23 protein-coding genes and 1 pseudogene are annotated in these 24,502 nt (G+C 65.8%); 11 read left to right on the forward strand and 13 right to left on the reverse strand.

The genetic code is table 11. From position 1 onward, the window contains the following. Window positions 1-5: 5 nt before the first annotated feature. From NRB20_RS09115 to NRB20_RS09125, 3 genes are all read left to right on the forward strand, one after another. Window positions 6-1,178 carry an OB-fold domain-containing protein gene (locus NRB20_RS09115; RefSeq protein ID WP_153409435.1) on the forward strand — a complete coding sequence of 391 codons (1,173 nt, stop codon included), beginning with the start codon at window positions 6-8 and terminating at the stop codon, window positions 1,176-1,178. Between the two features lie 469 nt (window positions 1,179-1,647). Continuing rightward, window positions 1,648-2,808: a thiolase C-terminal domain-containing protein gene (locus tag NRB20_RS09120; RefSeq protein ID WP_153409437.1), complete on the forward strand. Its 1,161-nt coding sequence runs from the start codon at window positions 1,648-1,650 to the stop codon at window positions 2,806-2,808. Window positions 2,809-3,272: 464 nt separating this feature from the next. Further along, a complete protein-coding gene (locus tag NRB20_RS09125; RefSeq protein ID WP_153409439.1) occupies window positions 3,273-3,920 on the forward strand; it encodes a TetR/AcrR family transcriptional regulator in 648 nt (215 codons plus the stop codon). Between the two features lie 24 nt (window positions 3,921-3,944). Here the strand turns inward: NRB20_RS09125 and NRB20_RS09130 are convergent, their stop codons facing one another. Beyond that, window positions 3,945-4,241 (reverse strand): DUF4286 family protein, encoded by a 297-nt coding sequence (locus NRB20_RS09130; RefSeq protein WP_153409441.1) that lies wholly within the window; start codon window positions 4,239-4,241, stop codon window positions 3,945-3,947. 128 nt (window positions 4,242-4,369) lie between these two features. Here NRB20_RS09130 and NRB20_RS09135 point away from each other — a divergent pair, with 128 nt between their 5' ends. Both NRB20_RS09135 and NRB20_RS09140 read left to right on the forward strand, forming a co-directional pair. Continuing rightward, window positions 4,370-5,206: a mycofactocin-coupled SDR family oxidoreductase gene (locus NRB20_RS09135; protein WP_227833337.1), complete on the forward strand. Its 837-nt coding sequence runs from the start codon at window positions 4,370-4,372 to the stop codon at window positions 5,204-5,206. 249 nt (window positions 5,207-5,455) lie between these two features. Then, window positions 5,456-6,298, forward strand: coding sequence for an LLM class flavin-dependent oxidoreductase (locus NRB20_RS09140; protein WP_153409443.1), 843 nt, complete (start codon window positions 5,456-5,458; stop codon window positions 6,296-6,298). Here the strand turns inward: NRB20_RS09140 and NRB20_RS09145 are convergent. The 3 genes from NRB20_RS09145 to NRB20_RS09155 all read right to left on the reverse strand — a co-directional run bounded on the left by NRB20_RS09145 (window position 6,279) and on the right by NRB20_RS09155 (window position 10,651). Then, window positions 6,279-7,709 (reverse strand): FadD3 family acyl-CoA ligase, encoded by a 1,431-nt coding sequence (locus tag NRB20_RS09145; protein ID WP_319944657.1) that lies wholly within the window; start codon window positions 7,707-7,709, stop codon window positions 6,279-6,281. The two genes, NRB20_RS09140 and NRB20_RS09145, sit on opposite strands and share 20 nt — an antisense overlap. A gap of 116 nt (window positions 7,710-7,825) precedes the next feature. Then, the gene (locus NRB20_RS09150; RefSeq protein WP_153409445.1) at window positions 7,826-9,007 is read right to left on the reverse strand and encodes an amidohydrolase family protein; all 1,182 of its coding nucleotides are present in this window, start codon (window positions 9,005-9,007) and stop codon (window positions 7,826-7,828) included. A 90-nt stretch (window positions 9,008-9,097) separates the two neighbouring features. Next, window positions 9,098-10,651, reverse strand: a complete 1,554-nt coding sequence (locus tag NRB20_RS09155; protein WP_153409447.1) for an MFS transporter — start codon at window positions 10,649-10,651, stop codon at window positions 9,098-9,100. 102 nt (window positions 10,652-10,753) lie between these two features. Here NRB20_RS09155 and NRB20_RS09160 point away from each other — a divergent pair, with 102 nt between their 5' ends. Both NRB20_RS09160 and NRB20_RS09165 read left to right on the forward strand, forming a co-directional pair. Beyond that, a complete protein-coding gene (locus NRB20_RS09160) occupies window positions 10,754-11,395 on the forward strand; it encodes a TetR/AcrR family transcriptional regulator (protein WP_153409449.1) in 642 nt (213 codons plus the stop codon). A gap of 82 nt (window positions 11,396-11,477) precedes the next feature. Next, window positions 11,478-11,873: a hypothetical protein gene (locus tag NRB20_RS09165; protein ID WP_153409451.1), complete on the forward strand. Its 396-nt coding sequence runs from the start codon at window positions 11,478-11,480 to the stop codon at window positions 11,871-11,873. A 74-nt stretch (window positions 11,874-11,947) separates the two neighbouring features. On the opposite strand, the gene NRB20_RS09170 is transcribed toward NRB20_RS09165, so the two are convergent. Further along, the gene (locus NRB20_RS09170; protein ID WP_153409453.1) at window positions 11,948-12,601 is read right to left on the reverse strand and encodes a TetR/AcrR family transcriptional regulator; all 654 of its coding nucleotides are present in this window, start codon (window positions 12,599-12,601) and stop codon (window positions 11,948-11,950) included. Window positions 12,602-12,681: 80 nt separating this feature from the next. Here NRB20_RS09170 and NRB20_RS09175 point away from each other — a divergent pair, with 80 nt between their 5' ends. Further along, window positions 12,682-13,116 carry a nuclear transport factor 2 family protein gene (locus tag NRB20_RS09175; RefSeq protein WP_153409455.1) on the forward strand — a complete coding sequence of 145 codons (435 nt, stop codon included), beginning with the start codon at window positions 12,682-12,684 and terminating at the stop codon, window positions 13,114-13,116. A gap of 339 nt (window positions 13,117-13,455) precedes the next feature. On the opposite strand, the gene NRB20_RS09180 is transcribed toward NRB20_RS09175, so the two are convergent. The 5 genes and pseudogenes from NRB20_RS09180 to NRB20_RS09200 form a co-directional block, all read right to left on the reverse strand. Next, a complete protein-coding gene (locus tag NRB20_RS09180; RefSeq protein ID WP_153409457.1) occupies window positions 13,456-14,049 on the reverse strand; it encodes a DUF3558 domain-containing protein in 594 nt (197 codons plus the stop codon). Further along, entirely contained in the window at window positions 14,049-16,145 is a 2,097-nt protein-coding gene (locus tag NRB20_RS09185) for a TPR repeat region-containing protein (RefSeq protein ID WP_153409459.1), read from the reverse strand. The genes NRB20_RS09180 and NRB20_RS09185 overlap by 1 nt, the downstream gene beginning before the upstream one ends. 269 nt (window positions 16,146-16,414) lie before the next feature. Then, the gene (locus NRB20_RS09190; protein WP_153409461.1) at window positions 16,415-16,726 is read right to left on the reverse strand and encodes a hypothetical protein; all 312 of its coding nucleotides are present in this window, start codon (window positions 16,724-16,726) and stop codon (window positions 16,415-16,417) included. A 156-nt stretch (window positions 16,727-16,882) separates the two neighbouring features. Beyond that, window positions 16,883-17,368: pseudogene (locus NRB20_RS09195) on the reverse strand (ESX secretion-associated protein EspG); the annotation flags it as partial. Between the two features lie 31 nt (window positions 17,369-17,399). After that, window positions 17,400-17,585 (reverse strand): hypothetical protein, encoded by a 186-nt coding sequence (locus NRB20_RS09200; protein WP_153409466.1) that lies wholly within the window; start codon window positions 17,583-17,585, stop codon window positions 17,400-17,402. Between the two features lie 240 nt (window positions 17,586-17,825). Here NRB20_RS09200 and NRB20_RS09205 point away from each other — a divergent pair, with 240 nt between their 5' ends. From NRB20_RS09205 to NRB20_RS09215, 3 genes are all read left to right on the forward strand, one after another. Next, a complete protein-coding gene (locus NRB20_RS09205; RefSeq protein ID WP_227833338.1) occupies window positions 17,826-18,707 on the forward strand; it encodes a helix-turn-helix domain-containing protein in 882 nt (293 codons plus the stop codon). After that, window positions 18,704-18,910 (forward strand): DUF397 domain-containing protein, encoded by a 207-nt coding sequence (locus NRB20_RS09210; protein WP_319944658.1) that lies wholly within the window; start codon window positions 18,704-18,706, stop codon window positions 18,908-18,910. Before NRB20_RS09205 ends, NRB20_RS09210 begins: the two co-directional genes overlap by 4 nt. 516 nt (window positions 18,911-19,426) lie before the next feature. Next, window positions 19,427-20,698: an ATP-binding protein gene (locus NRB20_RS09215; RefSeq protein WP_153409468.1), complete on the forward strand. Its 1,272-nt coding sequence runs from the start codon at window positions 19,427-19,429 to the stop codon at window positions 20,696-20,698. Between the two features lie 70 nt (window positions 20,699-20,768). Here the strand turns inward: NRB20_RS09215 and NRB20_RS09220 are convergent, their stop codons facing one another. From NRB20_RS09220 to NRB20_RS09230, 3 genes are all read right to left on the reverse strand, one after another. Then, window positions 20,769-22,082, reverse strand: a complete 1,314-nt coding sequence (locus NRB20_RS09220; protein ID WP_319944659.1) for a lipase family protein — start codon at window positions 22,080-22,082, stop codon at window positions 20,769-20,771. 86 nt (window positions 22,083-22,168) lie between these two features. Next, window positions 22,169-23,755, reverse strand: coding sequence for a GMC oxidoreductase (locus NRB20_RS09225; RefSeq protein ID WP_153409470.1), 1,587 nt, complete (start codon window positions 23,753-23,755; stop codon window positions 22,169-22,171). A gap of 162 nt (window positions 23,756-23,917) precedes the next feature. Then, complete coding sequence (locus NRB20_RS09230) at window positions 23,918-24,472, reverse strand: TetR/AcrR family transcriptional regulator (protein ID WP_153409472.1); 555 nt, start codon at window positions 24,470-24,472, stop codon at window positions 23,918-23,920. Window positions 24,473-24,502 lie beyond the last annotated feature (30 nt).

The raw sequence follows: 24,502 nt of genomic DNA on the forward strand, positions 1-24,502 counted from the left end.
TACCAATGCCGTTCATCGCATCGCTGGGGACGTACCTGCCGTGCTGGGGCGCGCCGCGCCACCGGGTGCCCGGCTCGGACGAGGACGCGGTCACCCTCGCCGTGGAGGCCGGGCGCGCGGCCCTGTACGACGCAGGTCCGGTGGAACGGGTCGTGGTGGTCAGCCGGGATCTGCCGCTCGTGGGCAGCAGCAACGCCGCGGTGTTGCTGGCGGGGCTCGGCCTGGATCCGGAACTGGAGGTGATCGAGCGGCTCGGCGGCGCGCCCGCCACGCTCGACGCCCTCAGTTCCGCGCGGTCGCGCACGCTGATCATCGGCGTGGATCTGGATCCGGCCGGTGCGGCGGCGGTATTGGTCTCCGATCACGGTTTGCAGATCCGCATCGCCGCCCGGGTGGCGCGAAGTCTGCCGGTGCGCACCCGCAATGCGATCGGCACGGTGCACGACTACGGCGATCCCCGGCTGCTGCACGAACGCGGCCTGGTGGCCTCGCTGGCCGCGGCCTGGCTGGACACCCCCGCAGCGGTGGCCGGGGTCGGTGACAAACAGGCCGCTGACCTGTGCCGGTCGATCCCGCCCTCGCTGCCCGCACTCGGGGCGAGTGCGAGCCTGTTCGCGTTGGCGGCCATGGTCGATTGGGGCACAACGGGTTTGCTGGTCGGGGTGGAGCAGGCCGGGTTGTCGGGGATCACGGTCGTCGGTGGTCACGCCGCGGTGCACCGCCGCGAACCCGCCGCCCGCGACCTGCCGCCGAGCGATCTGGTGCCCGGATCGGAGATCCCCATCTCGCTGGCCGCCTACGAGCGCGCGTTCGAGGCCAAGGTGCGCTGGGAGGCCGGGAAGCATTCCGGCAGTGAAGAATTGGACTTTCCGCCGCGTTATCGAGTGGGGGAGGACGGCTCGCTCTCGACCGAGTACACCCTCGTCCCGCTGCCGCGCACTGGCACGGTCTACACCGAATGCACTGTGGCCGTTCCGGTTCCGGGCCTGCCCACGCCCTACACGCTGGTCATCGTGGAACTCGACGACGTCGGCGTGCGAGCGTTGGCGAAGGTCACCGGCACCGATCCGGGGACTGTGGCAATCGGCGATCGCGGGCGAATGGTATTGCGGCGGGTGGCGGTTCGCTCCGGTGTGCCCGACTACGGCTACGCGTTCGACCCGCAAGATCCGACATGATCCGCTTGGATTGTCTTGTGCGGGGCGATGTTCCGTGTCACTCGGTCCAGGGGTGCTGGCCGGGGAGTCCGATTGTGTCGGATAGTTCTGCGGTGCACAGTAGTTCGGCCCGGTGTATCCGATTGCGGCCAGGTAGTCGATCGGTGAAGTGCGACGTGAGCCGCTTGGATTGTATTGTGCGGGGCGATGTTCCGTGTCACTCGGTCCAGGGGTGCTGGCCGTGGGGTCCGATTGTGTCGGATAGTTCTGCGGTGCACAGTAGTTCGGCCCGGTGTATCCGATTGCGGCCAGGTAGTCGATCGGTGAAGTGCGACGTGAGCCGCTTGGATTGCCTTGTGCGGGATGATGTTCCGTGTCAATCGGTCCTGAGGTGCCGCCGTGCGGCGCAGGAGCGGGCTGTGTTCGTGTCGGGCAGCAAGGTGTGCGGTGCGATAGGCATTGTGCGGGCATCGGCGGAGAGGAAGTAGATATGCGGCGCGTGGCTATCGTGGGCGCTGGGATGACGCCCTTCGCCGAGCATTTCGCTTTGGGGATAAAGGATCTCGTGCCGATGGCGTTCGCGGAGTGTCTGGCCGGGGTGGATCGGGGGATGGCCAAGACCGATGTGCAGGCTGCCTGGTTCGGTGCGATGGGTAATACCGATGGCTTTCCGGCCGGGATCGTCGCCGATGCGCTGGGGATGCCGGATCTGCCGGTGACCCGGGTCGAGAACTCCTGTGCCACCGGGAATGACGCCGTGCGCAACGCGCTGTTCGGGATCGCCTCGGGCGCATGCGATGTGGCGCTGGTGGTCGGAGCGGACAAGCTGCGGGAGACCGCGCAGAAGGACATGCTGTGGGAGTGGGAGGCGATGGCCCGCGACATGGCGTGGGACTATCCGCTGGGATTGATCGCGCCCGCCGGATTCGCGCTGCACGTCTCGCGGTATCTGCACGAATCTCCGGCCACCCGTGAGCATCTGGCCATGGTGGCGGTGAAGAATCATCGGCACGGCGCGCGTAATCCCAAGGCGCGCTTGCAATTCGAGATCACCCTCGAACAGGCGCTGACGGCCCCGGCGGTGGCCGGCCCGTTCGGGGTGTACGACTGCGCGCCGCAGAGCGACGGCGCCGCCGCGCTGCTGCTGGCCGCCGAGGACGTGGTGGACCGCTACACCTCGCGGCCGGTGTGGATCCGCGGCGTCGGGCTGGGGCTGGATTCGGTGATGCACCAGCACAAACGGGATATGACGACGTTCCCCGCGACGGTGCGCGCGGCCCGCGCGGCATTCGGCATGGCCGGGCTGTCCCCGCGCGACGTCGACGTCGCCGAGGTGCACGACTTCTTCACCGGCATCGAGCTGATCAGCTACGAGGATCTCGGCTTCGCCGAACGCTTCGAGGGCTACAAACTGCTGGAAACCGGCGCGACCAGCGTCGGCGGCGCACTCCCGGTGAACCCCAGCGGCGGCCTCAAGACCAAGGGCCACCCGCCCGGCGCGACCGGCGTCGCCCAGTGCGTCGAACTGTTCGAACAACTGCGCGGCGAGGCCGCCAACCAGGTCGAAGGCGCGCGAATCGGCTTGGCGCACAACCTCGGCGGGCCCACGGCTGTCTCGGCGGTGACCCTCCTGGAGGGCCCCGGAGCCTGACCCGCCCACCGGCCCCGGACCTGCGCTGGTCACGGCTGCTCTCGCGCTTCGATTTCCATTGCACCGCACGAACTCTTGCGCCGATCGGCTGCGGCAGCGTGGCAGTACATCGCCCCGGACGCGGCAGTACGTCGCCCGGTACGTGGCTGACTGTCGCCCCGAGTGCGGCTGGGCGTTGCCCCAGCTGCGGTTGAGCGTTGCCCTGGATGTGGCTGGGCGTCGCATGGTACGCGGCTGAGCGTGCCCCGAGTGCGGTTGAGCGTTGCTGCGGGTGCTGCTGAGTGTCGCTGCGGGTGCGGTTGAGCGTTGCTGCGGGTGCGGTTGAGTGTCGCTGCGGGTGCGGCTGAGTGTCGCCCCCGCACGCCGTCGGGTATGCCGGGCGCGACCCGATGTAAGCACAGACGGCCGACGCGTTTCATTATGCTGTGAACGCGGAATGACGTGCGAGCTGCGAGGAGGGCCGGATGGGCGAGGCGGGTGTGCCGGTGCGTCGGGGGGCCGGGCGGCCGACTCGTGAGCAGGCGGCGGCGCGGCACGAGGAGCTGCTGGAGACGGCGTTGGATCTGTTCCTGGAGAACGGGTTCGACGTGACGACCGTGGAGATGATCGCGTCGCGGGTGAACATGACCAAGCGGACCATCTACGCGCGGTATCCGGAGAAGTCCGCGCTGTTCCTGGCGGCGGTGCATCGCGCGGTGGACGGTCAGATCGTGCCGCCCGAGGTGCTCGAGCAGCTGGACACCGGCGATCTGAAGCAGACGCTGGAAGCGGTCGCGCGGCTGCGGATCGATCAGGTGATGACGCCCAATGGCCTACGGCTGCAACGGATCATCAACACCGAGGGCTACCGGTTCCCGGAGATCTTCGTGGCCAACTACGAGCGCAGCGCCGGACCGGTGATCGATTTCGTGGCCGGGGTGCTCGATCGCGCGATCGACGCCGGGACGATCGCGCCGATCGACACCGATCAGGCCGCGCGCGCGTTCATGAGCATGGTGGTGGGCGGGCAGGTGCGCAGTATCGTCGCGGGCCGCCCGCCCAGCGCCGCGCAGCTCGAGGAGCGGGTGGAATTCACCGTGCGCCTGCTGCTGGACGGGTTGCGCCCGCGCTGAACGTCGCGTTCGGAAACGCTGGGCTCAGATCGGCTCCCAGACCGTCATCGTGAGGTGTTCGGGATCGCCCAGGGTGCTGGCCGACATGCGGCCGTCCTTCAGCCGCGCCCCGATCTCCTTGCGCACGGTGTTGATATCGCCGTCGATCTCGTAGATGGCGAGGAATTCCACGGGCTGCCCCTCGCGGGCCACCAGCCGATGGCGCGTGCAGCCGCTCACGCCGTCGATGGCGAGCATCTCCGGGACGTGGACGGTGGAGTACCAGGTGTTGTACTCCTCGTCCTTACCCGCGATGGCGCGGGAGTTCACCAACATCTTCATCGAAGCCTCCGTTCGTGCGACCGTGCGGCGACGGTCTTGTCTCGGTGACGAAACATCATTATCGTATTTAGAGAATCACATTTCCACCAGTGTCGCCGGGCCGGCAGGTGCGGGGAAGGAGACGCGTCATGGCACGTCCGCACGGGAGGATGAACTCGGGGGAGCATCGGCGGGTGGCGCTGGTGACGGGCGCGGCGCGGGGCATCGGCGCGGCCACGGTGCTGGAACTGGCCGATCGCGGCTGGTCGGTGCTGGCAGTCGATATCGCGAGCGACGATCCGGCGCTGCCGTATCCGATGGGCAGCAAGAGCGAACTGGTCGCGGTGGCGACCGAGGCGAGCAGCCGGGTCAGCCGGGTGGGCGCGGTCCGGCCGTTCGTCGCCGATGTGCGCGATCCGGAGGCATTGCGCGCGGCGGTGGCCGAGGCGGTCGACACCTGGGGTGGATTGGACGCGGCGATCGCGGTCGCCGGCGTCATCGCGGGCGGAGATCCGTTGTGGGAGATGCCGATCGAGCGCGAACGCGCCGTCATGGACGTCTGCCTCGGCGGTGTGATGAACCTGGCCCGCGCCGCGATCCCCGCACTGCTGGCCCGCCCCGAACCCCGCACCGGCCGCTTCCTGGCCGTGGCCTCGGCCGCCGCCACCAAGGGCCTGCCCCTGCTGTCGGCGTACTGCGCCGCGAAAGCCGGTGTGACAGGGCTGATCCGGGCGCTGGGCGCGGAACTCGGCGGCACCGGCGTCAGCGCCAACGCCGTCAGCCCGGGATCCACCGACACCGAGGTCCTCGCCGAAACCGCCCGCATCTACCACCTCCCCGACGCAGTCCGCTTCGGCGGCCAGCAACCGATAGGCCGACTCCTCGCCCCCGCCGAAATCGCTTCCGTCCTAGCGTTTCTTGCCGGTCCCGACAGCAGTGCGATGACTGGTGCGGTCGTCCCGGTAGACGGTGGTCTGGCATTGTGAATCGATGTCGCGGTGAGGATTGGTGCTGACTTGTCCGGTAGGTGTCAATGCGTGTGCAGTGATCGGCGGTCCGGCGTTGTCGTTCGGTGCCGCGATGAGTGAGTGGCATCTGAATGCCGGCCGATCTCGGCAGCGGCGTGATGCGAGTTTCGTCGAATGTCATTCTGGTGCAGTGGATATCGTGATAATTACCAGCGGGGTGAGAACCGGCGCGGTGATCCGGTGTCGTGTGAGAGAAGTGGTGTCCTGATGGTCGAATGGTTCCTGTTCCTGCCGCAGATCCGTATGGGCACAACGGATATCGTCGAACGGGCTCAGGTCGCCGAGGCGGCCGGGTTCGACGGGATCGCGTTCATCGATCATCTGCTCGCGCCCGGGGCCGAACAGCAGCCGCTGTGGGAGGCGATGACGATCGCGACCTGGGTGGCGGCGCGGACCGAGCGGTTGAAGGTCGGGCATCTGGTGCTGTGCGATGCGTTCCGGCAGGCGGCGGTGCTGGCCAAGCAGGCGGTGACGTTGCAGGAGGCGTCGGGGGGTCGGTTCGAACTGGGGTTGGGGGCCGGATCGGTGCCGGGGGAGTTGACCGGGTTCGACATCACCCTGGACAAAGCGGCGGCGCGGCGCGAACGGCTCGGGCGCACACTCGAACTGCTGCACGGGTATTGGGGTGAGGCCGACGGAACGTTTCAGCCGCCGCGACCGAGTACGCCGATCCCGATCGTCATCGGCGGTTCCAGCGCTCCGGTGCTGAATCTGGTGCGGCGACACGCGACGTGGTGGAATCTGCCTGTCTCACACCTGGATCGGCTGGAATCGCTGAAATCCGAGGTCGGTGCGGCGCGAATCTCGGTGCAGCAGATGGTCGGATTCGTCGGCCGGGACGCCGATGCCGAGCAGGTGCGGGCGCAGAGTGAGCGCCGATTCGGTTATCTCGGTGCGGGTCTCGTCGTCGGCGACGCGGCACAGCTCACCGAGCACTTCACGGAACTGACCGAACGCGGAGTCGAACGGTTCTACGTATGGTTCGCCGATTTCGCCGCGCCACAGACACTTACCGAATTCGGCGAGACGGTCATCGCAACTGGTCCTTGACCACCTTGCCGGTGGCATTCATCGGCAACGACGTCCGGAACTCCACCGACCGCGGCACCTTGAACCCGGCCATCCGCTCCCGGCTCCAGCCCAGCAATTCCTCTTGCGTCACATCGCCTTTCGACACCACGAACGCCTTGCCGACCTGCCCCAGCCGCTCATCGGCCACCCCGATCACCGCGACCTGCGCCACGGCCGGATGCTCGAGCAGGAACCCCTCGATCTCGGCCGGATAGGCGTTGAACCCGCCGACGATGAACATGTCCTTCTTGCGCCCGACGATCCGCAGCCGCCCGTCCGCGTCGAGTTCGCCCAGATCCCCGGTGTGCAACCAGCCCTCGTCGTCGATCGCGGCGGCCGTGGCCTCGGGATCGTCGAGATAGCCCTGCATGACCGAATATCCGCGCACCAGCACCTCGCCGTCGTCACCGAGGCCCACCTCGATGCCGTCGCAGGCCGTGCCCGCGGTGGTGGCGATCTGCTCGAAGGTGTCACCCGGCCGCGAGGCGGTGGCGGTCCCGGCCTCGGTCAGCCCGTATCCGGTCATGATCGAACGGAACGGCAGCTCCTCCCGCATGCGCCGGATCAGCTCGACCGGAATATCGGCCGCCCCGGTCACCGCCGCGCGCAGCGAGGACAGATCGTGCCCGCTGCCCCGAGCCTCCAGCAGTGAGTGATAGAGCGTCGGCGGTCCGGGCAGCATCGTCACCCGTTCGCGCTCGATGAGATCCAGCACCGCGGGCATATCCAGCACCCGCACCGGCAGCATGGTCGCGCCGCGAATGAGCGAGGCGACCAGTCCGGCCTTGTAGCCGAAGGTGTGGAAGAACGGATTGACCAGCAGGTACCGGTCGCCCTCGCGAAGATCGGCCAGATCACACCATTCGGCGTACAGCCGCAGCGTCTGACGATGATTCATCATGACGCCCTTGGGTTTTCCGGTCGTGCCGGACGTGTAGATCACATCCGCCACATCGGTGCCCAGCATCTCGGCCGCGAAAGGTTCTCCGCTGGAAAGGAATTCCGAGGCCAGATCGATCACCGGCACGTCGGCGGTGTACTCCCGGCCCAGGAATCCCTGCTCCGCCAATACCATTCGCGCGCCGCTGCGGCGGATCACATCGTCGGCCTCGGCGGCGGTGAAGCGGGTGTTCACCGGCACCAGCACCGCGCCCGCGCTCAACACGCCGAAGGCCGCGACGATCCACTGTGCCGAATTGGGAGCCCAGATCGCGACGCGCTCACCCTTCGCGATCCCCGCCGCCGCGAACGCGCCCGCGGCACGGCGCACCCGATCGGCCAGCTCCGCGAAACTCCAGCGGATCGGCCCGTCCACGACCGCTTCGGCCGATCCGAAGCGGTCGCCCGCACTCGACACCAGTTGCGCAAGGGTGTCGTACTCAGCACTCACCACTCGATACTCTCCGCTGATCGGGCGCAGCAGCGTGCGCTCCGGGTTCACGCTCCGACGTGCCGGATCACGGTGCTACCAACGATGTTTCGTGGTCGCACCGCGTCCGCGGCAACTCATACACCCAGCAGTCGAGCCAGGTTGCCACCCATGATCTTGGCCTGATCCGCCTCGGGCAGGTGGCCGAGCATATCGGCGAAATGGGTCGGCTCGGCCAGGCCCTCGGGGTGCGGGTAGTCCGAACCGAACAGCACCCGGTCCACGCCGATCAGATCGATCAGGTCGGTGACGCCCTCCTCGTAGAAGGGGCTCACGTGGATGCTCTTCTTGATCGCGGCGACCGGATCCTGCATGCCGAAGCCCTCGGGGGCCTTCTTGTACACGTCGGCAAGGGTTTCCAGCAGCGGCTTGAGCCACGCCGAACCGTTCTCGATGACGGCGATCTTCAGATCGGGGTGCCGGAACAGCGCGCCGTGGCACACCCACGAGGCCACGGTGTCCTGCACCGGCCGCCACTCGTTGACCATCCGGAAGGTATTGGTCACGAACGGCAGCATCTCGGAGTTGTTGCCCTCCCATTCGGCGTCGTAGCGGGAGTAGCCACTGTCCGAGGAGTGCATCGCGACCAGGATGTCGTGCTCGACCACGCGCTTCCAGAACGGGTCGAACTCCGGCAGCGCGAACGAGCGCGGGCCCTCGAGGCCGGGCACTGGCGCGGGACGCACCAGAATCACCTTGGCGCCGTTGGCGACCACCCAGTCGAGTTCCTCGATGGCCTGGTCCACGAACGGCAGCGTGATCACCGGCGTGGTGAAGATGCGGTCCTCGTAGTTGAACTTCCAGACGTCCAGCAGCCACTCGTTGAGCGCGTGCACGACCGCGACGATCAGCTTCGGATCATCGCGCATCCGCTCCTCGACCAGGCTGGCCAGCGTCGGGAACATCAGCGACCGCTGCACCCCGAGCTCGTCCATCAGCGCCAGGCGCGCCGCGGGCTCCCGGAACGCCGGGATCGCCTTCATCGACTTGCCGAAGATCTCGCGGCGGCTCTTGCCCTCGGGGTTGCCGTTCTTGAAGTACTCCTCCATCGCGCCGGGCCGCGCGACCACCTCGAAGGTGGGGTTGGGAATGTACTCGCTGATCTGACCGCGTACGGCAATCTTGGTGCGCCCGTTGACATTCACGTACTGGATCGCGCTCTTGTACCGATCGGGCAGGTACTTGGTCAGCGAATCTTCGGTTTCGTAGAGATGGTTGTCCGCGTCGAACAGCGGGTACGGCAAGGTCCGCACTGGCATGAGATCCTCCTTCGCTTGTTAGGAGAATATTATTCTCATAAGCGATGCATGGCAATCGCTTGGTCGAGCCGGTGCGGTGTGAACTGGGGTTCAGTCGACCCCGACAGCCACTTCCTGCGCGGCGGGCGCCGGGGTCGCGGTGCGGGGTTTGCGTCCGGGAGCCCACGCGCCCAGCGCCACCGCGACCACCAGCGTCGCCGCGCCGAGAACGGTTGTGGCCTGGTGCAATCCGTGCACGAAGGCGGCCTCCGCGGCGTCGGCGAGCGGTTGCGCCTGCGGGCCGATCCGTGCGGTGACCTCGAGCGCGCCCGCGAGCGAGCCGGACACCGGGCCGCGCAACTGCTCCGGAATGAGCGGAATCACACTCGAGATCCGGTTGCTGTAGCCCGCGGCCAGAATGCTGCCCGCCAGCGCGATGCCGATCGCCGCGCCCACCTCGCGGGCCGCGTCGTTCACCGCCGCGGCCACGCCGTGCTTGTCCGGCGGCGCGTCGTTGACGATGGCCGCGGTCGCCGGCGCCGCCGACAGTCCGAGTCCGGTGCTCATGATCAGCAGCGGCCACAGCAGATCCACGAAGGTGCTGTGCTGATCCAGATGTCCGAGGGTGAGCAGCCCGACGCCGACGATCGCCAGGCCGCTGGCGGTCGGCAGTCGCAGCCCGAAACGTTCGGCGAGCCAAGGCGAGATCAGCGCCAGCCCCACCATCGGCACGATCATCGGGGCCATCGCCACGGCCGACATCAGCGGCTTGTACCCCAGGATCAGCTGCATGTACTGCACGATCAGCATGAACAATCCGAACGACACCATGAATTGCAGTGCGACCGAAGCGGTTCCGGTGCCGAACCCGCGCCGCGCCAGCAGCCGCACGTCCAGCAGCGGATGCGTGACGCGCAGCTCGATCACCGCGAATCCCGCGCCCACCACCAACGCGCCGATCGCCGCGCCGATCACCACCGGCGAGGCCCAACCACGTTGCGGCGCTTCCAGAGCCGCGACCACCGCCAGCGCCACCGCGCCCGCGCCGGTCAGCGCACCCCAGGGATCGAAGGACGGGCGGGAGGAGTCGCGCGACTCCGGGACGGTGCCGGTGGCGATCGTGAGCACGCCGCCGATGGCCGCCATCGCGATCATGATGGATTCCCAGGAGAACCGCGCCAGCAGCAGGCCCGAGCCGAGAATGCCGACGATCGCCCCGACGCCCACGGTGCCCGCCCAGATGCCGACCGCGACGTTGCGGCGCTCGCGGGGCAGGCCGGCGGTGAGGATCGACAGCGTCGAGGGCATCACGAACGCGGCCCCCGCCCCGGCGACCGCGCGCGCCGCGATCAGCCAGATCGGGCCGTGCACGATAAGCGGCACGATCGAGGCGGCGGTGAACACCGCGAGCCCGCCCAGCAGCATCAGGCGTCGGCCGAAGCGGTCGCCCAGGGCCCCGGCGGGCAGCACCAGACAGGCCAGTGCCAGGGTGTACCCGTCGATGATCCAGGTGAGTTGTCCTTGGGTGGCGCCGGTTTCGGTCGCGATGTGCGGCAGCGCGGTGTACAGCGCGGCCATCGCCGCGACGACCAGTGCCACGGACAGGCACGACAGCGTCACTACCCATCGCATTCTCGCGGACATCTGCGTTGCCGGGTGGTCCATGGTTGTCTCCCAAGAAACGAAACTGTGAGTATCGCTACGCAACTACCAGTATCATAGAGGGGTCACCGGCGACAGTCCCTCCCGCAGGAGCATTCTTCGTCCATGTCCACGAGCAGTGCCGATCCGCGACCCGGCAACGACGACGAGGTCGATCCGCGCAAGGTGCGTTCGCGCGCCCGGCTACTCGACGCCGCCACCGCACTACTGGAGTCCGGCGGGCTCGACGCGGTGACCATCGACGCCGTCACCCGGATGTCGCACGTCGCCCGCACCACCCTCTACCGCCATTTCGAGAACGTCGTCCAACTGCGCGCCGCCACCCTCGAACGCATGCTGCCGCCGGTGGTCCAGATCCCAGACGAGGGCACCCTGCGCGAACGCCTGATCGAACTGGTCACCCGCCAGGCCGACGTCATCAACGACGCCCCTATGCACCTGGCCACCCTCGCCTGGCTCGCCACCGCCGAACGCGACGACAACGCCGGAGCCCGCGTAGGTTCCCTCCGCCACCGCCTCATCGAGCAGTACCGCAAACCCTTCGACGACCTCTTCGCCACCCCCGAAGCCCGCCCCCTCCTCGCCAACCGCGACCCCACCACCATCCTCGCCCAACTCATCGGCCCCGTGATCTTCCCCCGCCTCACCGGCATCGGCTACGCCACCCGCGCCGACTGCACCCGTATAGTCGACGACTTCCTCACCGCCGCAAGGGTTTCCACCACCCACCCCGTCGCTACGGCCTGACCCGAAAGTGGCACGCCGCATGCGTGCGGCCTGAACCGAACGGACCGTGTTCGGTGCACTCCTGGTGGGCTATGGTCGCCCGGTGAACGATGCCGTGTCGATGGCCGTGGTGGCGCATCTCGCGAGGGAATTGAACGCCCATGTTCCCCCGCCGTTCAGCATCGATTCGACTGGTTCGAGTCTGGTGCTGCTCGAGGCCGATGGGCGAAAGGCTCGATTGGTCGCTTCGGTGCCGCTGGATGATGTGGTCGCGGACCTCGAAGTGGGCTGTGACCGGCTCGAAGACGGACTCGCGGACTTCCGTGACGACGTCGCCATGGCGTTGCGCGCCCGGTGGCCACTGGATGAGGGCGCGGGCGGCACGCCGATCTGTGCCCTCGAAACGGGAGTGCTCCGCATTCGCTTCCAAGGACCGTCGTCCGAGTTGCGGCTCGCCGATCTGAATCTCGACCCCGGCGAGCCTCGCACCGCAGGCTGATCCGGGACCTTCCTGGCATCCCAATTATTCAGGGCTTCAACACGTTCCGTTGACCGGATGCGTCCAGGCGAGCATCAGGCCGGGCCGCCGCGACCGGCGGTATGGATTCCTCGCGACGGATCGGGTGGTTCGGCCTGGGGCTCGGTGCCGAGTGTGAGTACTTGTTCCAAGGCGGCTCGGATGTCGTCGACCAGGGTGTGGGGGTTGTTGCCCAGGCGTTTGACGGTTTGGTAGCAGGCGATGGCGATGTGTGCGGCGAAGCGGGCGGTGGGCTCGTCGGATCCGCGGTTGACGAGTAGGTCGCCCAGTTTGTCGGCGATCTGTTGCACCTTCGCGGCGTCGCGGTCGCGTAGTTCCGGGTGCTGGGCGATGAGTTGGAAGTGGCGGGTGTATCCCTCGGGGTCGGCCGCGGCCCGGGTGCAGATCGTGAGCAGGATCGGGCGGAGTTGTTCGATGGCCTCGGTCACGTTTCGTGCGGCCGCGATGTCGTCTGCCCGGCTGGCCGCGGTGATCGTCTCGAGCAGTTCCTGCTCTTTCGCGAAGACGACCTCCTGTTTGTCGCCGAAGTGGCGGAAGAACGTGGTGCGGCCGACTTCGGCGCGTTCGGCGATGTCACCGACCGAGACGCCGTCGAAGCCCCGATCGCGGAACAACTCCTGAGCGGCCTCGATGATGCGCGCTCGCGCCTGGCGTTGCTTGCGTTCCACGAGCGGACGGGGCGAGGTCATGACCCCAGCTTACCGGTTGCAGTCCCAAGAGGCGCTCAGTACAGTGAGGTACTGAGTACCAAAACGAACGGAGAACCATCATGTTGCACGAGTTGCACGCGGAAGACCGCCAGGCAATCAGCGAAACCCTGTCCTTGCACGGGCACCTGTTCGACGGAGGCCACCTGGACCGGCTCGGGGAGATCTTCACGCCGGACGCCGTCTACGACATGAGCGCCCTGGAAGTGGGAACCTTCGAGGGGATCGAGGCGATCAGGAACGCCGCCCTGCGCATGGGCGCGGGCAACCCCATCGCCCATCACGTGACGAACATCGTCATCACCGGCGAGCCGGACGACCGAGCGACCGCACAGTCCAAGGGCCTGGTCATCCTGGCGGACGGAACCCTTGCCAGCGTGACGCACCTGGACAGCCTGCGGCGCCACGACGGCGGCTGGCGTATCAGCCGCCGGATCATCTCCCCGCAGCGCACTCCCTTGGGCGGAGCCCACCCCGCTGACGTGGGCAACCGGTGAGCTGGCCCGTCCGATGTCCATCGTCCGCGAAATGAACCCTGATCCCGACGCCTTCGTCGCAGCTGCCGACCGGGTCGCGGTCTTCGAGATCCACCTCGCCTCGCCGACGCGCTGAAACCACCCCCGGCCGATGCGACATTCGGGTGGTACCCCGATCGCCGAAAAGCCATGCACCCGTGGCGAAAAGTCGAGTCGGCTGATCCGGAACGTACATGGCACCCAACCGTCCAGGGCTCCAACACATTCCGCTTCGGTGCCCGACCATGGTCCGTTTGTGGGGCCGGTGCGGATTCGGCGGTGCTGCTGATCAATCGGCCACTTCGCGGCATCACCGATTGATCAGCGGTTTTCCCCGATGGTCGGTTCGATTATTTTGGCGATATCCAGGACGCCGTCGCACGGGTTGGGGTGATCCATGATGATACTGTGCCAAATTATTGCCACATCTCCCGCCTTCGTTGGAAGATAGATATAGCAGTCATAAGCAGGGTAGTGGGTCATCTCGAATCCAGCTCTTCCGTTCACGGTTATCGATTTGACGGGAAGATTCGGGTGCGGTGGATCGTTCCAGTATTTTCGATCTGCGTCTATATTCTCGTTCGACGAAGCCACCTCAAGTGTCGACTTCGGCTTTATGATTCCATGCAGGTCGTCTTCGAATTCGCATCCTAAGACAATTGTTGGCGGGTCGGCCGACCCCGCGTAGCGTTTACGTGTTGCAGGGTTGTATCCAGCTTTGGAAATAACAGCATCCGAAATCATGGTGCATGGGTCGTAAGAGACTTTGGGGTTGATATCCGGACCTTGCGTCGGTGGCTGCAAACTTGGCGCAGTCAGCGGGGTCGACGTAGAAGCTACTTGATGCTCAGCCTGCGGGCCGCAGCCGGCACACCCCAAAAAGGCCAGCACAATCAGCAGTCGAACAGTTCGCATCACTTCGCCCCAGGAGGCTTCTGATCGCCGCGCGGCGCTATTTCTGATTCGTTGATCGGAGTCGTATTTGAATTGTTTGGAGGGTTGAAAACAGTCTCCGGGAGTTGCAGATTCATATCATGCGAGAAGCGATTGTAATCATTTCTCCATGTGTTCAAACCATCCCCGGATGCTACATTGTTCCAGTTTTCCGTCAAGTTACTTCCGTCGGATTGTTCAAAATAACTTGCCGCTTCGGGATGTTTCTGCACGTATCCTTGAGTTTGCAGGTATTCGTCCCGGATGGTGTCGTTATTAGTTGATTTGAGTATTGATTGCAGTTCGGTCGACACCTTGTCGTCCGCCAAGGGATGTGCCGGGTCGGCCGGGTTGGGGATGACGTCGGCTTTGATGTAGGAGTCCACTGTCGCGGCGATGCCGTTGACGACGGGGACGGCGACTGCGCTTTCCGGTCCCGCGATGGTGGCTCCGGTTTGTACGACGCTGGTCACTCCGTCGGCGAACACGCCTTTGTTCGCGTAGTCCTGCGATGCCTGGTAGGCGCGTTCGGCCGCGTGTGCGTTGATGTCGGTGGTCAGTCCGTTGTTGAGGGCGGATTGCAGGTTGGCCGCGTTGGCTTGGAGGGACGCGGCGTGGTCGGTGTTGACGCCGGATGCGTATTCGAGCACGTCGTGCCATTGCATACCGGCGCTGTTGATGGTGCGTGCGGCCTGTGGATCGGAGTCGAGTACCGCGAGCATGCCGCCCAGTTCGCCCGAGTCGTGGAACGGGGATTGGAGTTGGTGTCCGGAGGAGTCGACCGGTGCGCTGTTGAGGATGCTCAATCCGGGCGCGTCTGTGACCCCGGCGAGGTTGCCCAGGTACGGCGACAGGGTGTTCGCGAGAGTCTGTGTGAGCGCTGGGTTTTTGGCTCCCAGAGGATTGTCCGGACTGTTCAGCAACGATTTGTTGTTCGAATCTCCGAGGATCGATGCCAGCCCGTACGCGGTCTGCCCGGCCTCGTTGTTGGCGAAGGTGCCCTTCGGGAGGGTCGCGTCGTCACCGATCCATTTGAACACGTTCTGCGCACCGTGCTGATCCGGCGACCACTGGTGTTGCAGGATATCGAGGACGTGCTGGTTTCCGTAATATTTTCCGCCGTTGGCGCAGGTGGCGCTCATCCGATCGGCAGCGGCGCGGGCGTCGGGGTCCGAGCTGTTGGGATTGGCGAGGATGGAATCGTGGATCGCGGAGTGATCGCCGGACGCGTCGTTCAACAGGGCGTTCGCCACGCCTGGGAGCGGGCCGTCCTTCAGTGCGGAGTGCGTGGCGGTGAGGGCAGCGATTTCGGCCCCCTGTTTCATCATTCCGCGATTGATGTCGCTGCCTTGGATCGTGGTGTCTCCCTTGGACATAACGGTTCCGAGGGAATTGAGGGTGTTGAACTCGGCCAGGTCACTCGGCTTGCTTTTCAACGCGTTCTGGATGGTGTCGGGCAGCTGGTTCATCCCGCCGGTCAGTGCACCGATCCCACCGTTGAGTCCGGCCGAGTGGACCTGGGTGTCGGATACCAGCCGGAAATCGTTGGCGATGGCGGCTTGCACCTGGTCCTTGCCATTTCCGGGCAGCTTGCTGCCCAGGTTGGCGATGTCCGTGCCGTTCATGCCGTTCATGCTCTTGGACAGCCCTTGCAGGTATTCGAACTGAGGCAGGTTGACGCCCTTGCCGTTCGCCAACGCGTCCTTCTCGTCGGCCGCCAGAGTGGTCGCTGCCTTCAACCGTGCCAGTGTTGCGGCGTCGGCCGTGCCGTTGCGGACCGCTTGCAGGTCGGTCTGTGCCTGCTGTGCGGTGAACTGGTCGTCGGGATTGACGGTGTGTTTCTCGGCTGTGCTGGGAGCGAGTTGGCCGAGTTCGGCCACGGCCTCGGAAATCTTCGGCGCCCACTTGTCGATGGCGTGCCCGAGCGTCTCCGCCAGGCTCTGGAGGCTGGCTGTGTCGTTGGCCGCCTGATTCACATCCGAAGCACTGGCCCCCTTCGGCGCGGTGACGGTGAAATTGTCCGAGACCGTCCAGGTGGTGGGGAGACCGGCAAGGTTCTGTTTGATTCTGTCGATCACCCACCCGGTGTCACCCTCGGCCCCGGACAGGGCGGTGGCCAGGCTGTCGTACGCAGTGGCCACGGCTCGCTGTTGGTGGCGTTCGCGGTCGGCGCGACCGGTGGCCGCAGTGTTGGCCGCACCCGACCAATCCAACCCGTGAATCGTGCGCTGCAATGTGTCGGCCCGAGTATCGATGGCATCACGTATGGTGCCCGCGGTTACCGACACCGCCTGCAATTCTCCCGACTTCCATTTCGCGACTTCGGTTTTCGTGGGCGTCCCCATGATCAGACCCCCGTCGAATTCAGGTCGCCGAACTGCGCCAGCTTGTCCGCGAGTTCCTGATCCTGATCTTTGAACTGCGCGGCGGTCGTATACAACAACTCGGCAACCGCAGCGTGCCGTGAGGAGATCACCTTCTGTGCGACTTGGCTCGCGCCGTCGACATCCCCTATCGCCCCGGCGATTGCGGAACCGCTCAGAGCGAGGATCCCGCGTTCGGCCTTCAGGTCCGGGAAGACCTGTTTGTCCTCGATCTCCTCACCGAGCTTGCCGATGGCCAAAGCCGCTTCCACCAAGGATTCCGGAGTAATTTTCATCAAAGCCCCCTTATCGATCGAACACCGATCCGGCCAGTATAGACACCATCGGTGAAAGCCGATGCTCGCCAGGAACTTCCGTCAGCCGCGCACCTCGAGGCGGACCATGATCGGAATCATCGCGGCGCGATCCGGTTACCGGACCGGCGCAGGGCGCTACCAGCGTTCGTATTCGTCCTCGCGTTGGCGTTGTACGGCAGTCTCGAACCAGGCGTTGAAGCGGGCGGACAGGTCCTTGGCGGTGGCGGGGCGGATGGTGATGTGTTCGCCGAGGGCTCGCAGATAGCGGCCGTCGGTGAAATCGCACCACGAAACCTCTTGTGCAGATGGTGGATTCGTGTGGATCGGGCCGAGCGGGAGTGTGGCGGTGCCGTTTCCCTCGACACGAACCGACAGCAGGCGGCGGTATCGTTCGGCCGGTGTTTTGCCGGTGGCGGATTGATGGTTGTCGCGAAGATCGTTGGGGTGCACGATGATCGGTTGCGCTGTGCCCGGTTCCCGGCCCCGGATCGCCGTGACCAGGCCGGCGTCGAGTTGCCTGGGGCGGTACGAGTGGACGCGGATCCGGCCGTCGATCTCGCCCTCGGTGAGTTGGTACAGCACCGTGGCGTGGTGCGGATTCCGGGCACCGATGATCCGGTAGGCCTTTGCTGCCTTTGTATTTCGTAGCTCATCAGAATCCCATGTGGGCGATGTCGGCGGGGATGAGGCGTCCGGCTTTGATCAAGCGGTGTTTGGCTTGTGCCTTGACGGGGCAGGTCGTGGTGGGACATTCCAGGTGTTTCCGCATGATGAAGTGGGCGCAATCGGCGGTCATGATCGGTAAACGGTGATGGTCGATTACTGGAATATCGAGCATGGAATACTCCGAATTGGTATGGGTGCAGTGGATTACCCGGCGGACCAGATCAATTGGATTGTGTTGCAAACACTTTGGTATGTAGAATCTTGTGGCCGCCGGGGCGGAACAAGTAGTACGCTGCCGGACAAGAGCGTGGAAGCTCTCGGTGGGCGAATCCCGGAAAATACTGTGCCGCTTCCGTAATGCCGCTCCACACCCATTCCAAAATTCCGAGTCGAAGGACAGCGAGGTCATGCGATGACCGGTTCGGCCGTGCCCCGACGCATGTTGGGTCGAGAACTGAAAAAACTGCGCGAGCAGTGCGGTATGGCGGTGGTGGTCGCTGCCGAGGCGATCGAGGCGTCACCGCAGACCCTGTGGCGGATCGAGTCCGGGCAGCAGGGGCCGAAGCTGAAAGAGTTGTACGTCCGGGTGTTGTGTGAGATGTACGGTGCGCCAGCGGATCTCACCGAGGCGTTGGTCGGGCTCGTGGCCGAGACGAAGAAGCCGGGGTGGTGGCACAGCAACTTCGCCGATCTCATCCCGGCCCACTTCGATCTCTTCATCGGATTCGAAGAGATTGCGACACGAATCACGAGCTTCCAGCTGACGATGGTCCCGGGCCTCCTGCAAACGCCCGCCTATCGACGCGCTGTCGCCTGGATGGAGTTCCCCAATCATCCGTCCAGCGCGCTGGAACCGATGCTCGAGCTGCACAGACATCGAGTGACCCGGCTCGAGAATGCCGTGGATCCGGTCGAGTTTCGAGTGTTTCTGAGCGAATCGGTCCTGGATCACCAGGTCGGCGGAGCTGGTGTGATGCGGGAGCAACTCGAGCATCTGGCGAATGTCGGTTGGGCACCGAATGTTTCGATTCGGATAGTTCCTCATCGGGTGGGCAGCCACCTGGGCTTGCTCGCCGGTTCCTTTGTGCTGATGGAGTTTCCATCTCACAAGACCTCGCGACTGACCGAACCCCCGGTGGTCTACGTACAGGGCTACACCGGTGCGCTCTACCTGGATCAAGAGTTCGAAATCAACCGCTATCGCTACGCGCTGACGCAGATCGACCGCGTAGCATTGGACGAAGACAAGAGCAGGGATCTGCTTCTGAAGGCAGCAAGGGAGTATCTGCCGTGACCGTAAAACCCAGTGGCGCAGCATGGTTCAAGAGCAGCAGGTCCGCCAGCCAGGACACGTGCGTCGAGGTAGCCCACCTCGCCAACAGCATGGTCGGCGTCCGCGACTCCACCAACCCCACCGGCCCGGCCCTGGTCTTCCCGCCCACAGCCTGGGACGCCTTCACCGACGCCCTCCACTCCGGCCACTACGACCTCCCCTGACGAAGCAGCGGCCCTGGAACTCAATCTCGTAGAACCCCAACGGATTCCGTTCCGGTTGCCCCGACCGTGCTCAGGCAACCGGAACACCCCTCGAATCCGGCGCCGCCGAATTTCTCGCGCGCAAAGTGGTTGACCGACAAGGCTTCCGGTGCAGTCCGACGGTGCCAGGATTACGCCGAAGCAGGCAAACGGCGTATCCATCCGGGTCGGCCCACACGCAACCCCGCCACAGGATCTTCCCGGCATCGGCCTGGAAGTCATCCGGCTGCTTCGCTTGCAGCCCCTCCGGATCCATGACACCGCCGGCACTCGAACATCGTGGGGGCCGGACCGGCACTCCGGAACCTCCATGACAACCCCATTCCGGCTCACATCGACTCGCGCTGGTCAGCGGGCGTCAGTGCGCAGGGTGGGAACTTTGGTAGTCTCCAGCGAGAATATTTGGTAGTCTGCGAGCGGAATATTTGGTAGTTTCACTGCGTGAAGAGGCTTTCCGCAGGTGACTATCGAGCCAGAGTGATCGACCGGGAACTGAACGACACCTTGCGTTGGTCGGGGGCGGTGCTGATCGAAGGTCCCAAGGCGTGCGGTAAAACGCAGTCCGCCGCGCAGCGCGCGCAGACGGTCTGGGAGTTGGACAACGACCGGAACGGGCGTGTTCAGGCCATTTGGGAGACCGATGCGGGCAGGTTGCTCGACGGTGCTACGCCCGTGCTGCTGGATGAGTGGCAGACGTACCCCGGGTTGTGGAACATGGTGCGTCACGAGGTGGATGACCGGCGTGCGAAAGGTCAGTTCGTGCTGACCGGTTCGGCCACGCCGGACGATGATGCCCGTCGCCACTCGGGTGCAGGGCGTTTCGCGGTGTTGTCGATGCGCCCGATGAGTCTGTACGAGTCCGGGCACTCGACCGGGAGGGTCTCGCTGTCCCGCTTGTTCGAGGGGGAGACGCCCGGACGGTGGGTCGATCCGGACTGGGATGCGCGGGCGGCCCTGACCGGTATCGCCGAGCGGGTTGCGGTGGGCGGGTGGCCCGGCAATCTGGACCTGGACACAGTGGACGCAGTACGGATGAACCAGGAGTATGTCCAGCTCATCCAGCACAATGACATTCCACGGATCGACGGGGTACGCCGCTCTCCCGACGTCGCTGCCAAGGTCATGCGGTCTTTCTCCCGGGGCATTGCCACCCGCATGAGTGAACGCACGATCGCCTGCGATCTGCGTTGTGGTGAACTCGCCGATGGCGCCGAAGGTGATGACGCGACCAGCCGGAATGCGGTCAACACTCATTTGTCCGCGCTTCGCCGTCTGAAAATTGTCGAAGACCAGGACGCCTGGCAGCCCAGCCTGCGTTCGGCGCGTCAGTTGCAGACGACCCCCAAACGGCATTTCGTCGATCCGTCCATCGCGGTCGCGTGCCTCGGAGCATCACCCCGTACGCTTGCCGACGATCCACTGACCTTGGGTCACCTCTTCGAATCCCTCGTTCTGCGTGATCTCCGGGTGTATTCCCAACCCCTGCGCGGGCGGGCTTTCTTCTACCGTGACTCCAAACAGTTGGAAGTGGATACGATCCTGGTTCTGCCCGACGGCCGTTGGGCCGCAATCGAAGTCAAGCTCTCCGATTCCGCGGACGCCATCGGTTCCGCCGTCAGAACCCTGGACGCCATGACCGAGCAGGTCGCCGACAGCCGGTGCGCTTTCAAGGCCGTCATCACCAACGGCGGCGCCATCCGCACCCGAGGCGATATCCACATCATCCCCATAACCCACCTCGCACCCTGAATCGGTGGAGCGAGCGGATGCGTGGGGGTCGGAGCTGTTGACGTGGTAGGTGCGGTCGGTGATCGATCGGTCAGTTGATCGTGCAGCCGGAGATGGGCTTCCCGTTCAACCGGTCGACCAGATAACTGATCGCGTTGTTGGTGCCGTAACCATCGATCAATTCGGGGCCGAAATGGTTCGGCAGGGTTGCGCCGGGGAGGATCGGGGGGAGGTTGTTGGTGCGGAAGGTGACCGTGGCCCCCTGGGCGCACCAGTCGGTGGCGAGTTGGCGGGCCTGGCCGTAGGGGACGGTGTCGTCGTTGCGGCCGCTGGTGATCAGGACCGGGGAACTCGGGCGCAGGGTGCCGATGCGTTGTTCGTTCAGGACCTCGACTGCGCCGGGGATGGTGTTGAGGTGCTCCAGCATCGAGCGGTGGTCCACGGTGAGGTCGCTGGTGTGCATGAAGGGCTGCTTCACGATGACGTCGCCGATGCATTCGGTGGACAGCGTATGCAGCATCGCCTTGCCCTGCGGGGTCGCCGCGGCGTCCAGCGCGCCCTGCAACTGCGGGTTCCGGGCCAGGAAGCCGTTGATGGCGAATCCGATGACGCCGCTGATCAACGTCCCGTCGACCTGCGCGAGCACCTTCGCCAGATCCGCCGGGGGCGCACCGGCCCAGGTGCCCTTCAGATTCAACTCGGGCGCGTAGCTCGGCTGCAATTCCGCGGCCGCGGCGGTCGCACCGCCGCCCTGGGAGTAGCCCCACAGGACCAGGGGAGTGCTCTCGGAAACGCCGCCGAGCCGATTCGCCGCCCGCGCGCCGTCGAGTGCCGCGTGCGCCTCCTCGGCCCGGTTCACGTAGGTGTGCAACCCGGGCGTCCCCAGCCCGATGTAGTCGGTGACCAGCACCCGAGCGCCCATCGAACTCCACGCCGCCGCCGCGATCACCTCCTGATTCGGCGACATCGACAGCGGATCGGTGCTGACGACGAAACCGGTGGAGAACGCGATCGACGGCGCGCACTGGGTGCCCTGCCCGACCGTGCCCGGCGCGATCACCACCGTCGGACGCGGGCCGTTCCCCTCCCACGCCCGCGTCGGCTCGATGTAGGTGCCGCTGACCGCGACCGGCGCGCTGTCCTGGGTGCGCGAGGTGTACATCACGCGCTGCGCGGCCACCGGCCACTGCCCGCCGCCGCCCGGCAACGTCGCGTAGATCGGCATCGGCTCGGACTTCACGACCGCACCCGACTGCGCGGGCAGCTGTGCGGGCGGGGTGTAGAACGCGCTGACGGGTGCGGCCTCGACCGCGCCGGTGCCCGCGACGCAGGATCCGGCGGCCACCGCCACGGCGGCGGCGGTGCACACGGCGAACCGGCGTAGTCGCGAATCATGTTCTCGCACTGGTGTTTCCCCTCTGTTGAAGCCTGGGCTCGCCGAAGTACGGACCGGTCGCGGTCCGGGCGGTCGAGCGTGAATTCGGTCGAATCTCAGATGATGCTGCCCACGTCCTGCGGTACGAGATGGTCCATGGCGCGTTCGGCCACGGCCGCGATGGTCATCGACGGGTTGCACGCCCCGCAGTTGCCGGGGATCAGCGCGCCGTCGAGCACGTAGAGTCCGCGCTGTCCGTGCACGCGGCCGTTCGCGTCGCAGACCGGGCCCATGTTCGCCCCGCCCAGCGGATGCCAGGTGGACGGGAAGGCCAGGTTGGTGTCGGTCAGAACGCCGCCGGGGCCCGCGATCTTGTTGGCCAGCGGCCCGATCCGGCCGTTCTGGATGACCGCGTCACCCTCGTGCGGCCAGCGCAGTACGGCGTTGTCGTCGGCGGCGGTGTACTCGAAATGTCCGCGCGCCTTGCTCACGCCGTAGCCGACCATCATCGTGCTGTGCATGTCCGTGCCCATCGGGGGGATGGACGCCTGGATGACGGTGGCCGCGGTCGCCGGATCACTCCAGTTCAGGCTGCCGTAGACGACCGGTCCGCCCTGCGGGTAACCGAACGACTCGTTCGGCTGGGACCACAGGTAGATGCGGTCGGCGTTGGTGCCCCAGTTGCCGCCCAGACCGTCGGGCATGTCCGGGATGTGCCCCTTGGCCGACGCGCGCACCAGCAGTTTGGTCGTGTTCAGGCTGCCCGCGGCCATGATCAGCGCCGGGGTGGTGAGGATGAGGTTCTCCAGGACCTTGCCGGAGGTGTCGAGCCGGTTCACCGTGACCGTCCAGCGGCCGTTGGCGGCGCGCTGGATGTCGGTGACCTCGTGCAGCGTGCGAACCTCGACCTTGCCGGTGGCCTCGCCCGCGGCGATGTAGGTGACGTCGACCGAATGCTTACCGCCGTTGTTGACGCCCAGCGCGCCCGCGCCGTTGGTGTACGACGGGGTCATCTTGCCGTGCAGCTCGTCCAGCGCGTAGTTCCAGTCGATCGGCATCGGGATCTTCGACACCGGGAGTCCGGCCTTGCGGGCGTGTTCGGCGAAGACGCGCGCGGCCTTGTAGTTCGGACTCTGGATCAGGGCGTCGGGCGCGGTCTCGAGTTGCAGCATCCGCGACACGCGCGGGTAGTGCACCCGGTTCATCGTCTTCCAGTCCAGGTCCACCGGGAACATGGACGCGAACACGGCCTCGGTCGGCTCGAGCGACATGCCTTGGTAGACAAGCGATCCGCCGCCGACGCCCGCCGCGCACAGGGCGGTCATGTTGTCCCCGGACACGGCCTCGAGCAGGCCGGTGTAGGGCTCGAAGATCAGCGGGGCGCCGAACAGGTTCGGGTTCGAGCGGTACCACAGGATGCGTTTGTCGGGCTTGGTGGCCAGCGGGAACGTGTCGGCGTTCGGCCCGGTCTGCCAGCGTCGGCCGCGCTCGAGCACCAGCACCGGAACCCCCGCCTGCGCCAGTCGCAGCGATGCCACGCCGCCGCCGAAGCCCGAGCCGATCACGATGACGCGATGCTCCTCGCGGGTCACCCGGACGCGTGCGGACGGACCCGAATCGGCGCGGGCGATTCCCGTGCTCGCCAGCGCGACGCCGGTGGCAGCGGTCGCGCCCAGGAAGGAGCGACGCGAGAGTGCGGGCATGTATGACCTCCAGAACGCCGACGGACATCTCCGCAGACGGCGAGGCCGAGAATCCCGACCACCCGCTGCTCTGCGGAAGTTTGCCCGGATCGGCGTGTCCGGGCTCGCTCAAACTAGACAGTAACTTACTGGAGTGTCAAGAATTACACTGTAAGACTGAGGTCAGCGGGGTGTGAGCGACAACGCAGGCACCACCCACCGCGCTATCAGGCGGCGCAGATCCTCGTCGGACTCGATGTCCGGATCGTCGAACAGCACCACCGACAACCCCAGCCGGATCCCGATCTGCGCGATATCGTCCAGGTGCGGCGCGATCGTCGGATCCAGCTTGATGAGCGGCCGAAGCAACTCGTGGGCAATGGGTTTCGCGCGCGCGAGCATATCGGCGTCGAAGATCGGGTTACCGGGTTCGATCCGTACCAGCCGCGCCAGAATCGGGTCGTTCCGCACCACCGCCCGCCCCACGACGAACAGTTCGACCACGTATTCGGCAACGTCATCGATCTCCGCGAGCCGGCTCCGCAACCCGTTCGTCGCCCGCAGCAACAGATCAGCCATCGCCTGTGACACCAGATCCTCACGCGACCCGAAATTCGAATACACCGTCTGCCGGGTAACCCCCGCCGCCTGCGCCGCCGCCGCAATATTCACCCCACCGAACCCCTCACTCGCAATCAACCCGAGTGTGGCATCCAAAATCTTCCGCTGCGACCGCATCCCCCCAGTATCTGCCATGGTCGGCGGGGG

This window comes from Nocardia macrotermitis (genome assembly GCF_009604405.1).
In the GTDB taxonomy this organism is placed as follows: domain Bacteria; phylum Actinomycetota; class Actinomycetes; order Mycobacteriales; family Mycobacteriaceae; genus Nocardia; species Nocardia macrotermitis.